A 15,029-nucleotide genomic window follows, 5' to 3' on the forward strand; every position below is an offset into this window, starting at 1 on the left:
CGTTAAGCGATTAATTTATATTCAATTGGTTGGGGTCTTCCGGTGAAATAACCTTGACAAAGATCTATCCCCATACTCTGCAGATGCGTCCAAGTTTCATTGTCTTCGACTCCCTCTGCCACAAGACGCATATCTAGTTGTTTCGCCATCGAAACAACTAGAGAAAGAATCGCGTTTTTCCGTTTATCGCGATGACAAGACGTAATAAGCGCCCTGTCGATTTTCATTTCAGTAAAAGGCAAGTCCGCAAGTTTGACGAGCGAAGAATATCCTGCACCGAAATCGTCAATAGCCAACTCAACATCGTTAAGACGTAAGCGAGCAAAATTTTCAAACATAGTGGGATTGTGTTTGTACACTTCCATTTCTGTCATTTCGATAACCAAGTTTGCCGGTGAAAAATCGTAACGCTCACAACACTCCAATACCTGGAACGCAAAATTTGAGTCATCGAAATTGGCTAAAGCTGCATTTACTGAAATGGAGCCCGTAAGCTTTCCACTTCGGAAATCGTCCAGAGCCTGTTCCAATACGTAGAAAAACAAACGTACGTGCCATTGTTCTTTATCAATAATGGGTAAAAACGCTGATGGGCTAAGATATCCATACTGCGGATGATCCCATCGAATAAGGACTTCATTACCTCTTTGCGTATCGTTGGCAAATCGGTACTGTGGCTGATAGAAGTTAACTAAACGCTTAGCATTAAATGCCAAATCTAAATCTGAACGTAAGAACGCAATCACTTTATCGCTGACCTTAGGTGTTGGGCTCGCTAACCTCACCGCTTTAAGCACCGAAGCCAAATCTGTGTTCGAGATAGGTTTCGTCTGTGATGAAATCACACCCAATCCAAGCTGGCGACACATCATTTCTGCCAGTGAAATGATGCTTTTATCATGACCACTTAATAAGCACAGCTTACCTTCGTATCCTTGCTGGTTGAGTGCGTTTAAAAACGTTAAGCCATCTTCTTCCGGCATCGATAAATCACAGAACACAAGGTCGAAATCCTGTTGCTCACAGATCGCCAATCCATGCTTACTGCTCTGTGCTACACGAACTTCGGTAATACCGAATGTCTGTAGTTGAATTTTCAACGTAATACACTGGATTGGATCATCATCCACAATCAGGACACTATGAATTCTATGCGGCATGAGTTTCTATCCACGCTTTTGTTTGTTCAATACTGGTAGTGATATCCGTTATCAATTCTTCAAATAATTGTTCAACGTTGCTATCGACATTTTGCATGCCATTTTCTAGATCCAAAGCACGCTGATGGACCCTAGTTTCACCAACGGTCCCTGCACCACCTTTAATACGGTGAGCAATGTCTTTCATTTTCTTACGATCGCCTTTGCTACTCATTAGCAAAGCCAAATCGTTTGTCATTGTGTCGACATAGACTTGTGACAGAATTTGTGCATCAGCAGCATCATATTTGCTCAACCAGATCTCAGTTTCTAACTCACTTGATGATAAGTACTGAGCAAGCAGTTTATACAATCGATTAAGACCGTATGGCTTGTATAACATGGTGTCGAAACCGCTATTCATCGCCTTTTCATTAGCCACTCTTGAGTCTTCGGCAGTACAGCCAATCAAGGTGATATGACTCAACGTTGGTTGCATACCAATACGTTCTACCAACTCATAACCGTCCATTACCGGCATATGACAATCGGTGATGAGAACGTCATACTCCATCGGTTTTGCCTGCAGTAACTCAAGCGCAATAAGCCCGTTATCGACGATATCGACATCAATGCCTAGTTCTGAGAACTGTTGCTTAAACACCAGTTGGTTGATTGGATTATCTTCAGCAACCAGCACTTTACCTTTCAATGGCAAACTCATATCGTCTTCACCAGAAACCGGCATTTTTTCGTTATCGACAACGGCATCGAACAACAAATCAGGGAAGAAAGGCGTCGAGTTAATGTAAACGCAACAACCATTACGGGTTCTAAATACATCTAAGTTTTTCTTAATAATGATATTTTGTTGATATTCACATCTGCTGACGTCGAAATCTTGTTCGTCATAAATATCTATGTGTTCGTGAGTACATCTATCGTGAGCGTTATGAGTCCAAATACGTATCCAATCCGTAATCAAAGGGTCGTTGCCGTGATACGTCGCGCAAACCATTGTCTGCGAACTTTCATAGCTACCAACCAGCTCATGTGGGATAGTAAATGACACACAAGTGCCGAGGTTCGGTTCACTATCAATAGTAATTTCCCCGCCCATAACGGTGATGAGATTATGCACAATCGAAAGACCTAAACCTGTACCACCAAAACGACGAGCAATGGTAGAGTCCCCTTGAAAGAAAGGATTAAACACCCCTTTAATGACATCTTTACTCATACCTAAGCCAGTATCTCTGACAGCGACATGCACTTGCTTCTCGTCAAGCACGATATCAACTGCAATTTTTCCCGCATCGGTAAATTTAATAGCATTTGACAGTAAGTTATTGATAATTTGACTAAAACGTAGAACATCAATCTTGATAACTTTTACCGATGTCGGTTGCCAGTTCACTTCAAATTGAAGATCTTTTTTCTGGGCTGATGCACAGTGAACACGTAGTAGTTCACCTGCCTCACGTAGCAAGTGACAATCCGCCAAATCAAGTTCCAGCTGTTGAGCTTCAAGCTTAGAGAAATCCAGAATGTCGTTCACCAATAGGTGGAGATGGCGTGTTGAAGTAATGATATTGTTGATCATCATTAGCGTATCTTCGTCATCCGTACGGATTTTAAGCATTTCAAGTAAACCAGCCATGCCCGCAATGGGAGTACGGAGTTCATGACTCATGCTTGCCAAGAAACGTTCGCGGGCTTGTACCGCATGCTGCGCAGTTTCGTTAGCTGAACGCAAAGCCCTCTCTTGCTCTTTCTGAGCTGACACATCATTCACAACGGTTAATACATACTGTTCTGTTTCAATTGGACCACTAATACGTGTTCTGAAATAGTCTATGGTCTGTAGACCGATACTACAGGTCTGCACGTCGATCTCACGTTGAATGGTTTCACCCGCTTTAAGAACACATGACAGTTCTTCACCGTTTTCGATCACCATATGATCCGGGCGCGATTTTTGAGCCAGAGAGCAATTTTTACATCTTCCACTCTCAACACCACCGCAGTTGCTCAATAAAAGATTATGGCTCGCATCATGAATAAATATCTGATTTGGCAGACCGTTGATGATGTTCTGCAAAAAACGTAAATCATTTCGTGTTCTCTGTGCTTGTTTTTCATTTAGAGACACCTTTAACTGAATGTTTTTCTTCCAGAGATAAAAAATGAACACCAATAAAACAATAATGCTGGCAAGGATTGACAAGCCAAGCATGACGAGTTTTTTGTCGTAGCCGTAAACGATGTTGAACTGTGAATAACCATGTTGTAAGCGGCTAATTTCTTGAGGGTTGATAGTAGAAGCAACACCATTAATCAGATCACTGATCTGGCGTTCATCTTCTCTTACCGTGATAGCAATATCGATCTCTTTATAGGAGTGGCGTTTAATCACCAATTTATCGTCGTCATCATGTGCCATAAGATAATCAAGAATGTCTTCTCGCACATAGGCTTGGTGTAGCTTGCCGATTTTTAAATCTTCTAACAGCTGTTTAACACCAACATAAGTAATTGCATTTTCACCAAAAACACGATTCTTAATACTTTGATAAGCGTGCCTATCATCAAATAGAACCCCCTCTTTGGCATTCTTACTATTGTTAGCCCCTTTGTAAGCCACTGCGAAATATTTGATAGCGGTCAGTGGCTTCGATACGGTTGCCCAATCGTGATCATGTGAGTCCATTAACACGGTTGGAATAAAATCAATACTGCGGTTTTCAAGCATGCTTAAAGGTGTTTCGCCTTCCTTAAGAGCAACATATTGAAATCGGATTAAGGTACGAGTTTCAACCAATTTCAATAAATCAGGAAGAAAACCGGCGACTTCGCCACTGCTATCCCGATAAAACAGTGGGTATGAATCATCCCAAACAGTATAACGAATTGTTTGCTTTCCTCGTTCGGTTACCGCCTCTCGCGCAATATCGATTTGGTGATATAGATTGTCTGAATGAATATCCGTTAGCTTTTTATCTTGATTCAGCAGCAAATTAATATTTTGCAGTAACAACTGACTATCTTTTTTCACCGCGATACGAATATTTTCAGTACCAAACCAATCGGGAATTTCAATTCGTCCATTGGTTTGATTAGAAGAGTTTACGCAGGCTAGCAGTGAAACATAATTATCAAGAACCGCATCTGACTGGCCTAAATTCACTTGTTTGATAGCGTCAGCAAAGCTTTCTGCTTCATAAATATTAGGTAAGCCTCGTTGCGCGAGCTTTTTACAATAAATAGAACCTTTAACACATGTCCATTTCATTGACATAGGTGACACATGCATCAAGTTTTTATTTCGATACCAAATAGCAATTGAGCTTTTATATAAAGGGGAGCTATAGATATAATTCACATCGCTAATATCAGAAAGACCAATAGCTAAGTCCGCAGCGCCATTATCGATAGCATCGTGTAACAAAGAGATTGTTGGATACGCAACATATTCAACGGCGAGATCTAACCTCTTTGCCAAACTGTCAATATAGTCGGTTTCAATATCATAAGTAGGATCGTGATAGGTATAGTTATCAAGCGTGCGCGAAAGCAATGCCACTTTCACTTTATTTGGCATTGCCTTAAGACTGTCACTTTGTGCTGACATAGCATAGGAATTAAGCACCATGCTTATAACAGCAATAAACACGAAAAATAAACGGCTCACAATTTACTCTTACATAGAAATAGGTGGTAAGAATAAAAAAAATGAGGTTAATGTCAAATTTAAAACTACAGAGAAAATATCATAACCATATGATAAATATGCAATTAATTATACTTTGTAGGCATTGGATTACAGCAATATCAGATATAGTCCTCCTAGCTTGATACAAATAATAAGCAATGAAAGAATATATTCTTATACATGATTACTACTAAAGTAGGAAAGATAGGTTATTTACACTTAAGCCCCCTTATAAATATTCCGAATAGATAACACTCATTTTCATTCGGAACGTAAGTAAACTTAAGGGGGCTACATCATTCAATAATCCCGTTTATTGAAAGGCTGGACGTTGAGACAACTCATTGAACCAACGGGCAATATTTGGATACTGATTCAACACTTCAATTTGCAGTGCTTTTTCTGCAAATCCTACAAATATAAACGCTGTAATGTCAGCAATGGTTAAGGCTTCCCCCACAATGTAAGGTTTAGCCGCAAGTTGCTGCTCTAATTGTGGTAAAAAACTCTCAACACGACGCTTGCTTTCATAGCCCCACTCTTCCACACAAGTCTCACGGTCTTTGTAAATACCAGAAATGTTGCGGAATGCTTGGAATCCAGCAAACAAACCTTGGAATTCGACGATACGGTTCCACATTTCAACTTGAGCAGTTTCTAAGTGTGTTTCACCGAAAAGATTTTTTCTATTTGGTGTTGCTTCATGGAAATAACGACAGATAGCGACACTTTCGCAGATGGTGACACCACAATCGAGCTCAAGCATTGGAACTTTGCCGTTTACACTTTTTTGCTTGAATTCATCCGTTAAGTTTTCACCTTCACGAACGTTGACCTGGACTCGTTCAACCTCAACACCTAACTCCTTGAGAAAAATAGAAACTCGACGAGAACTTGGGGTTAAAGCAAATTCGTATAATTTCATTGTTGTTCCTTTGACTGACTTAAAAATTCAAATAACTGTATCAAAATGAAGATAGGTTCACCAACTCTCGCGTATAAGGGTGCGAGGGCTTGTTAAACAGTGCCTGAGTTTCACCTTGATCGACAATTTCGCCTTGTTTCATCACTATGGTGTAATGGCAAAGCGACTTTACTACGTTCAAGTCGTGACTAATAAACAAGTAGGTTAAGCCATACTTCTCTTGCAGGGATTTAAGCAAATCCAACACCTGAGCTTGTACGGTACGGTCGAGCGAAGATGTCGGCTCATCGAGCAGAATAAATTCCGGCTTTAATACCAGCGCCCTGGCAATGGCAATACGCTGTCTCTGCCCACCAGAAAACTCGTTTGGATAGCGATGACGAGTCTCAGGATCAAGGTCAACCTCTTTCATTACATCACATATAAGCTTATCGATGGTTTGTTCGTCATGTGCAAAATGCACTCTCAAACCTTCACCAATCACTTGTGCTACTGACATACGCGGATTCAACGCAGAGAATGGATCTTGAAATACCACCTGCATACGGGCGCGATACGGTAACATGCTTTTTCTGTCTAGCCCTTGCAGTTCCTCCCCCTGATAACGGATAGATCCTTGTGACGCCACTAGTTTTAAGATCGCCATACCGGTGGTGGACTTACCGGAACCACTTTCACCAACCAAACCAATCGAATGTCCTTTTTTTAAATCGAACTTCATATTGGTGACGGCTTTTACGTGAGAAACCGTTTTTCTCAGTAAGCCACCTTTGATTGGGAACCATACTTTTAACCCATCCGTTGCCAGCAAACTCGGACTGTTTTCAGCCACACTAACGGGTAATCCACGCGGATCCGATTCAATAAGCTGTTTGGTATAAGGGTGCTTAGGAGAAGAAAAGAGCGTCTTACACTCTTCAATTTCTACCAACTTACCATGCTGCATCACCGCCACTCGATCAGCAATGCGCCTGACAATACTCAAATCATGAGTAATAAACAGCATTGCCATACCAAGCTCTTGCTGCAGTGCCTTTAACAAATCCAGTATCTGTGCCTGTACCGACACATCAAGTGCTGTAGTGGGTTCATCTGCGATGAGAAGCTCAGGCTCATTTATCAACGCCATCGCGATCATGACTCTTTGTCGCTCACCTCCCGAAAGTTCATGCGGATAAGCATTGATTTTCTGCTGAGGGTGACGAATACCCACCTTTTCAAGCCAGCTTATCGCTAATTCTTCCGCTTTTTTCTGTCTTACTCCACGGTGAATCGCTAGTGTTTCCACCAGCTGCTTACCTATCTTATGTAGCGGATTAAGAGACACCATCGGCTCTTGGAAAATCATACCAATCCGCCCGCCACGAATACCCCGTAATTGGCGCTCAGAGCAGTTAAGCGTGTCCAACCCTGCAAACTGAATTTTGCCTTGCAGATAATGGGCTGAACCTTTAGGTAACAGTTTCAAAATTGCATTAGCGGTGACCGATTTCCCTGAACCACTTTCTCCCACCAGCGCCAATGTTTCACCTTTTTTGATAGTAAATGACACTTGTTCGGTAACTTGCTCAATGCTGTCACTACGTCCAAACCCAACAGAGAGGTTTTCAATCTTTAGCAGGCTTTCGATTTTTAACAGCTTTTCGGTTTTCAACCGGTTTTCGGCTTTTAACGAATGTTCGCTCATCTAAACTCTCCTTTGCATACTGGGGTCAAAGGCATCACGAACCGCTTCACCAATAAAAACAAGTAACGTCAACATCATAGAAAGCACGACAAACGCAGAAATACCGAGCCATGGCGCTTGTAAGTTCGCTTTGCCCTGCGCAAGCAACTCACCGAGTGATGGCGACCCCGCAGGCAAACCAAAGCCTAAGAAATCAAGCGAGGTTAAGGTGGTTACCGATCCAGAGAGAATAAACGGCATCATGGTCAGTGAAGCCACCATAGCGTTTGGTAGCATGTGGCGCAGCATAATACGAGAATCACTCACCCCCATCGCTTGCGCCGCGCGGACATAGTCAAAGTTTCTGCATCGCAAAAATTCCGCACGTACCACACCCACCAAACTCATCCAACTGAACAGCACCATAATGCCCAGTAACCACCAGAAATTCGGTTCCACAAAACTCGATAAAATGATGAGCAGAAACAGCGTTGGCAAACCAGACCATACTTCAATAAAGCGCTGTCCTAATAAATCTAACCAGCCGCCATAATAGCCCTGAGTTGCACCGACAATCACACCAATCAATGACGATACAATAGTGAGCACAAAGCCAAACAACACCGAAATTCGAAAACCGTAGATGATACGAGCCAGCACATCGCGCCCTTTATCATCCGTACCCAGCCAGTTCACCGAGTCCGGTGCCGATGGCACGGAACCTTGAATATTGAAGTTGATGGTGTCGTAACTAAAGCGGATCAATGGCCAAATGATGTAGCCTTTATCTTCAATTAATTCCACCACGTAAGGGTCAGTATAGTCCGCTTCAGTTTCAAACTCACCGCCAAATTTCGTCTCTGAGTAAGCGTTGGAAACTGGGAAAAGCCACTGACTATCGTAAGAGATAAACAGTGGCTTATCGTTGGCGATCATTTCCGCAAACAAGCTGACAATAAACAGCAAAGAAAACAGCCATAATGACCAAAAGCCACGGCGATTAGCTTTAAATCGCTGCCATCTCGCTGCGTTAAGTGGATTGGCGGTATTTTTAACTATCACCATCAGCGCGCCTCAAAATCAATGCGCGGATCAACCCATGTATAAGTTAAATCCGAAATAATGCCGAGCAATAACCCAAGCAGAGTCATGATATACAGTGAACTGAATACGATTGGGTAGTCTCGTTGAATCGTGGATTCAAAGCCCAATAAACCAATACCTTCAAGCGAAAACATTACTTCAATCAACATTGAACCGGTGAAAAAGATACTAATGAAAGCGCTGGGAAAGCCAGCAATGATGATCAACATAGCGTTACGAAATACATGCTTGTAAAGAATGCTCCCCTCATCGAGCCCCTTTGCTCGCGCCGTTACCACATACTGCTTGTTTATCTCATCGAGAAAGGAGTTTTTAGTCAGCATACTCAATGTGGCGAATCCACCGATCACCATAGCGCAAGTTGGCAATGCCAAATGCCAGAAATAATCGATGACTTGTTGATACCACGTCAGGCTATCGAAATTGTCCGAAACCAGTCCGCGTAACGGAAACCAACTAAAGTAATTGCCACTGGCGAACAAGATAATAAGAATAATAGCAAACAAAAATCCGGGGATGGCATAGCCCACGATGACCAACGCACTCGACCATATATCAAAGCGCGAACCGTGATGAATCGCTTTCATTATGCCCAATGGGATGGAAATCAGGTAAATGATTAACGTACTCCACAGCCCCAACGAGATGGAGACTGGAAGTCTGTCGACAATCAAATCAATCACATTTCCGCCACGGAACAGACTCTCACCGAAGTTAAATGTCACGTAGTTTTTCAACATATCGAAATAACGTACGTGCAGCGGCTTATCAAAGCCAAACTGGCGCTTTATCGCCTCAACCACTTCTGGGTCTAATCCACGTGATCCTTTATAGCCGCCCCTGCTGCCGTTATCCATCTTAGACAAATCCACTTCCTGACCACCGCCAGAAAAGCGTTCCATTACTCCTGATGCCTGCCCTTCAAGCTGTGCAATCGCTTGTTCTACAGGGCCACCCGGTGCGATTTGGATGATAAAGAAATTAATGGTGATGATTGCCCACAGCGTCGGTATAACCAACAGCAGACGACGGAAAATGTACGCGGCCATATAACCCTCTTAACGGCGTTTCTCAGGCAATTTTTCAGCTTTGTGTTGCGAAATCCACCAGGTATCTAAACCCAAATCGTATTTCGGCATCACGGATGGGCGCTCAAATTTATCCCACATAGCAACGCGATACAGGCTGGAATGCCATTGTGGAATGATGTAGAAGTTCCACTGCAGGATACGGTCAAGAACACGCCCCAAACTAAGCAGCTTTTTCGGTTGCTGCTGATTTTTTGCAATTTGTAGCGTCAAATCGTCAATAACCGGATCCATCACCCCTGCAGTGTTGTAGCTTGAATCAATATAATTTGAATTCCAGACGATCATCAAATCCGCACTTGGGTATGGATTAGCCAAGTAAGACGACGAAACCATATCAAAATCGCGGTCACGTAGTCGCTTGGTATATTGAGTGCTATCTACAGTGCGGATCTTCATGTCGATACCCATCAATTTCAGATTTTTTTGTACAGGTATCGCAATACGCTCGCTAGTTGGGTTATAAATCAACAGTTCAAACGTCATTGGTTCGCCAGTCGCAACGTTCACCATGACTTTGTCTTTCAGTTCCCAACCTGCACTTTTCAGCAGCGCGAAGGCGGTTCTCATTTGGCTGCGGATACGACCACTGCCATCTGTCACTGGCGGTTGATACTCTTCGGTGAATACGCGAGGTGGAATCGCTTGTTTAATCGGGTTAAGAATGGCTAGCTCTTCTTCGCTAGGCAAACCTTTCGCTTCATAGTCGGTATTTTGGAAATAACTGCGAGTGCGAGAATATTGGCTGTAGAACATGTTCTTGTTCATCCACTCAAAATCCATCGCGTAATTCAGTGCTTCGCGCACTCGCACATCCTGAAATACCGGGCGCTGTGTGTTGAAAACAAAACCTTGCGTACTGGCTGGTGCATTATGCTTAATTTCTTCTTTCTTGATAAAGCCATTATCGAAATTAACGCCAGTGTAAGATGTCGCCCAAAATTTCGCTTGGCTCTCCTGACGTAAATCAAACTCACCTGCCTTGAACGCTTCAAGCATTACCGTATCATCTCGGTAATAGTCGTACTGGACTTGCTTGAAGTTGTTGCGCCCAACATTGACTGGCAGATCTTTTGCCCAGTAGTTGTCATCCAACTGATAAGTCACACTCTGACCCATTTTGTAATCGGATATCTTATAGGGACCACTGCCAATTGGCGGCTCACTTAATGGTTCGGCGAAGTTTTTGTCCTTCCAAAAATGTTCTGGCAAAACGCGAGTACCTTGAGCAAAACCGAACAGTTTTTCTCGGTTCGGTTCGGACATTTCAATACGCACTGTCAAAGGAGCAATTGCCTTAACCGATTTGATCTCTTTGTAGTAGACGCGATATTGAGGAACACCTTCGGTCATAAACTTATTAAAGGTAAATTCAACATCATCGGCGGTAATAGGTTGGCCATCTTGAAAACGAGCTTTGGGGTTGATGTCTAGCTCTAGCCAAGTGTAGTCATCAGAATAGCGGACTTTTTCTGTGATGAGTGGATAGTAGGAATCAATTTCGTCAGCGGGTGAATACATCAGTGGGTCATACAACTCTCCGCTATCCATCGCCGGAACACCACGTGAGGCATAGCGGTTAAAGTTATCGTATGTACCTATCTGGCCATAGGTGACTTTTCCGTATTTGGGAGCATCAGGATTAACATAATCAAAATGAGCAAAACCTTGCGGGTATTTCGCTTCCCCAAAACCAACCAAACGGGTGGTTTCAACGACACCAGCTATAGAAAAATGGCTAAGTGTGGCTAACACAACACCCAAAGCGACTGGTTTGATATTCCCCATTCTGCAAATCCTTTTACTTATCTCAATAAAACATTCAACGACTGGCAATGATTTTTCAGTATTTATTAATAATTCAGTTAGTTGGATAAGTATAGAGAAAAAAAGCGCGAGAGAAACCGCCAAATCGATAACAATGTACAATAACGGTCAATTTCAGCAGTTTCTGATTTATGGTTGAACCTTAACCATCAACAGTAATTTTCCTAATCAACTCTTGTTCAACTTGTGAGGCAAGATTAACCGCAATCTGACACGTACCAGCCGCGTGATGACCACCACCACCATACTCTAGCATTAACTCACCGACATTGGTTTTCGAGCTTCTGTCAAAAATCGACTTACCTGTTGCAAATACAATGTTCTGTTTTTGGAATCCCCACATTTTGTGAATCGAGATATTGCACTGTGGGTACAAAGCATAAATGATGAAACGATTACCCGCGTAAATAACCTCTTCTCCCGTCAAATCCAAAACCACCAGATTTTTATACACGGTGCCACACTTCATGACCTGTTCTTTGAACATGTTTTCGTGCTCACGATAGAGCTCGATACGCTCCTTCACATCGGGCAAATCTAAAATCTGCTCAATAGAGTGATTACCGCAGTAGTCAATGAGATCCATCATCAGGTTATAGTTAGAAATTCTGAAATCACGAAAACGCCCTAGCCCAGTACGCGCATCCATCAAAAAGTTAAGTAAATTCCAACCTGTTGAGTCTAAAACTTCATCGCGGCTAAATTGTGCTGAATCACCTTTATCCACCGCCGCCATCATTTCTAACCAAGCTTCAGGAAATACATCTAGCCCCCCATAGTAATCCCATACCACTCGTGCCGCCGATGGCGCATCGGGGTCAATGATGTGATTAAGCCGTGGCTCTGTATTGCGAATCGTTTCAGAAAGATGGTGATCGAAACTGAGAAATGCAGCCTCTACGTAAGGTAAATTAGTTGTAATGTCATGTTCAGATATATCTATTTTCCCATCTTGCATATCTTTGGGATGAACAAACTTAATGTCATCGATCAAGTGAAGTTTTTTGAGCAAAACCGCACATACTAGCCCATCAAAGTCACTGCGAGTAACGAGCCGATACTTTTTCTCCGTCATTAGCTAATCCCCTAAAATTTTTAAGTGAACCCTTCTTCCCTCGAGCTTTCACTACTATTGACGCTCAACACAAGAAGTACTATGCCTTAATTTTAGACAGCATCGATTTTTTAACAAACTTAAGACAATGGTTTTAAAAAAAATATTCTACAATTTCCACATAGCCCAATGAATTTTAAGTGAACTCAATAAGCCCATGGAGATACCAATGAAAAAACACAGTCTTGCGATTTCAGCGTTAATAGGTGCCGCGCTACTTACTGGCTGCTCTAGCGAACCCGATGAATACGATGTGCAAGAATACGAAGCAACGACAAGTCCGGCCTCACTCTACTGTGTACAACAAGGTGGCACACTTACCATGGTCACTGAAGACAAAAAACGTGTGACATACTGTGTTCTCTCCGAAGATGAGAAATATGAACAGTGGGAATACTACGAAAATCGACAAGATAAAGACAAACAGTAACGCGTACAACGATGAATAAAGGCAGCTCGTTCTGCCTTTGTTATAAGTAAGATATCATACCATTCTGGAAAACTTTCTGATCAGTGAATGGGTGTCGATAAGCAAACCCTCCGAGCCATGGATGGCTCGGCGGAGCCCCATGGACGGGCATTCTTATAAAAAAATAAGGGCGTGTTTGTGTTCGACGCGCATTCGCTGTTCCACCTATGTTCAATCTGATCATATTTTTACCTAGGATGGTATCAATTCATCCGCAAAACGGTTCATCCACAAAGCTGTGCTTTTTATTTTGCCAATATACGCCACCTCTGGATGTAAATTTTCGTAAATGACAACTATTATCATTGAAGGGTTGATTTTTTGCGGCTAAAGTAGCGTCGAAATCATTAATATATTGTTACAAGTACGAAAGAAGTTACTATGCAGAAAAATCAAAATAAAAGAAGCGCTTATTCATTAACGGTGATCAACACCGAACAAGTTTCACCCAGCATTCAAAGAATTACCTTGCAAGGCGATGCGATTGCCCACTTCGGTAAACAGAGCGAAGGCGATTACATTAAACTGCTTTTCTCACCAGAAGGCTCAACTCATATCGCGGATATAGAAGAAGGTGCAAGACCATTAATGCGCACCTATACGATTCGTCAATTTGATGAACAGAACAACAGCATTGTGGTGGATTTCGTTCGCCACATTACTCAAGATCCGACCTCGGGTTTTGCAGCGCGTTGGTCAGTAAATGCAAAAGCTGGCGATACCATTTCGATTGCAGGGCCAGGTCAAGGCCAATCGATTAATACAAATTCAGATTGGGTCTTTCTCGCAGCAGATATGACTTCACTGCCTGCTCTGGCAGTGACTCTTGCAAACCTAAACGAAAAGTCACGCGGTTACGCTGTGATTGAAGTAAACGAACATGAAGATGTGCAAACACTTCAAGCGCCAGAAGGTGTAAAAGTCATTTGGGCTATTGCGGAATACGGTGACAAACTTGTTGCGCAGGTTAAAGCACAAGCTTGGCTTGACGGTCAATGTGCTGTTTGGTGTGCGTGTGAGTTTGACTCAATGAAAGCGCTACGCCAATACTTCCGTAACGACAAAGAAATAGACAGAGATTTCATCTATATCAGCAGTTACTGGAAAAACGGTGTTAGTGAAGACGGTCATAAAGTGATTAAGCGACAAGACGCCGAAGCACAAAACTGATAGCCATTCAAATACCGATAAAGAAAAATCGACCAAAAGGCCTGCTAACTAAACTGTAGGCTGCTTTATTATCTGGAGATCTGCTTTGGTTATTTGGAAAAATAAGCTACCGATTCAATACTGATCGCATCGTGTCGCCAGTATTCTATATCGCAACAAATCGCCTCACCTTTGGCGTTTAAATTAATCCTTTCAACAACCATAGTTGGGGTGCCATCTGTGGCTCGAAGTGCTTGAGCGGTTTCATTCAGCAATGAGCTTGTCGATATACGGTAACGCACAGATTGGTATTGGGTCGCGTAATGCTCTTTATAGATGTCCGTTAACGATTGTGACAAATCGTGTGACAAGAGATCTGGGAAAAGGTCAGGTCGAATATAGTGAGTGACAAACACCACAGGTCTTGAATCGAGGTAGCGAACTCGGTCAACACGATAGATATCAGTGAACGGCTTTAAAGCCAGCAGAGAGGTTGCTTGCTTATTGGCTATCATCGCTTTCGCTGAAATCAGCTCAGTGTTTGCAATACGGTTTTGCGCACTCGCCATCTTATTGAAGCTAACACTTTGTGTTGGGTCATAGCGCAAAGGCGCTGGCGAAATAAACCAGCCCCGCCGGTCTTCACGAAACACGCGCCCTTCAGCTTCAAGCAAAGATAACGCTTCACGCAAAGTGACTCGTGTCGTATCAAAAGATTCAGCCAGTTTTCGCTCCGAAGGTAGCTTCTGCTTCGGAGATAACATACCAGCATCAATTTGTTCGACGATGGCATCTTTAATTTTCACGTATTGCACAGTATCCCTTACATCTAATCC

General features: G+C 42.7%; 11 protein-coding genes. 2 read left to right on the top strand and 9 right to left on the bottom strand.

Features of this window, described 5'->3' with window-relative positions:
* Positions 1–2: 2 nt before the first annotated feature.
* The 8 genes from ACK5MF_RS08675 to ACK5MF_RS08710 form a co-directional block, all read right to left on the bottom strand.
* Positions 3–1,160: an EAL domain-containing protein gene (locus tag ACK5MF_RS08675; RefSeq protein ID WP_416921308.1), complete on the bottom strand. Its 1,158-nt coding sequence runs from the start codon at positions 1,158–1,160 to the stop codon at positions 3–5.
* Positions 1,150–4,830 carry an ATP-binding protein gene (locus ACK5MF_RS08680; protein ID WP_416921311.1) on the bottom strand — a complete coding sequence of 1,227 codons (3,681 nt, stop codon included), beginning with the start codon at positions 4,828–4,830 and terminating at the stop codon, positions 1,150–1,152. Before ACK5MF_RS08680 ends, ACK5MF_RS08675 begins: the two co-directional genes overlap by 11 nt.
* 334 nt (positions 4,831–5,164) lie before the next feature.
* The gene (locus ACK5MF_RS08685) at positions 5,165–5,776 is read right to left on the bottom strand and encodes a glutathione S-transferase family protein (RefSeq protein ID WP_416921313.1); all 612 of its coding nucleotides are present in this window, start codon (positions 5,774–5,776) and stop codon (positions 5,165–5,167) included.
* Between the two features lie 40 nt (positions 5,777–5,816).
* Positions 5,817–7,463 (bottom strand): ABC transporter ATP-binding protein, encoded by a 1,647-nt coding sequence (locus tag ACK5MF_RS08690; protein WP_416921315.1) that lies wholly within the window; start codon positions 7,461–7,463, stop codon positions 5,817–5,819.
* A complete protein-coding gene (locus ACK5MF_RS08695; protein ID WP_416921317.1) occupies positions 7,464–8,507 on the bottom strand; it encodes an ABC transporter permease in 1,044 nt (347 codons plus the stop codon). It lies immediately after the preceding gene.
* Positions 8,507–9,595, bottom strand: a complete 1,089-nt coding sequence (locus ACK5MF_RS08700) for a microcin C ABC transporter permease YejB (protein ID WP_416921319.1) — start codon at positions 9,593–9,595, stop codon at positions 8,507–8,509. The genes ACK5MF_RS08695 and ACK5MF_RS08700 overlap by 1 nt, the downstream gene beginning before the upstream one ends.
* Before the next feature lie 9 nt (positions 9,596–9,604).
* The gene (locus tag ACK5MF_RS08705) at positions 9,605–11,422 is read right to left on the bottom strand and encodes an extracellular solute-binding protein (RefSeq protein ID WP_416921321.1); all 1,818 of its coding nucleotides are present in this window, start codon (positions 11,420–11,422) and stop codon (positions 9,605–9,607) included.
* A 181-nt stretch (positions 11,423–11,603) separates the two neighbouring features.
* A complete protein-coding gene (locus tag ACK5MF_RS08710; RefSeq protein WP_416921323.1) occupies positions 11,604–12,536 on the bottom strand; it encodes an exopolyphosphatase in 933 nt (310 codons plus the stop codon).
* A gap of 208 nt (positions 12,537–12,744) precedes the next feature.
* Between ACK5MF_RS08710 and ACK5MF_RS08715 the strand changes: the two genes are divergently transcribed.
* Together ACK5MF_RS08715 and ACK5MF_RS08720 are read left to right on the top strand one after the other, a co-directional pair.
* Complete coding sequence (locus tag ACK5MF_RS08715; RefSeq protein ID WP_416921325.1) at positions 12,745–13,005, top strand: DUF333 domain-containing protein; 261 nt, start codon at positions 12,745–12,747, stop codon at positions 13,003–13,005.
* Positions 13,006–13,425: 420 nt separating this feature from the next.
* Positions 13,426–14,214: a siderophore-interacting protein gene (locus tag ACK5MF_RS08720; protein WP_416921327.1), complete on the top strand. Its 789-nt coding sequence runs from the start codon at positions 13,426–13,428 to the stop codon at positions 14,212–14,214.
* An 89-nt stretch (positions 14,215–14,303) separates the two neighbouring features.
* On the opposite strand, the gene phnR is transcribed toward ACK5MF_RS08720, so the two are convergent.
* Positions 14,304–15,008, bottom strand: a complete 705-nt coding sequence (gene phnR / locus ACK5MF_RS08725; protein ID WP_416921329.1) for a phosphonate utilization transcriptional regulator PhnR — start codon at positions 15,006–15,008, stop codon at positions 14,304–14,306.
* Positions 15,009–15,029 lie beyond the last annotated feature (21 nt).

The sequence above is a fragment of the Vibrio sp. genome (assembly GCF_047973365.1).
GTDB lineage: Bacteria > Pseudomonadota > Gammaproteobacteria > Enterobacterales > Vibrionaceae > Vibrio.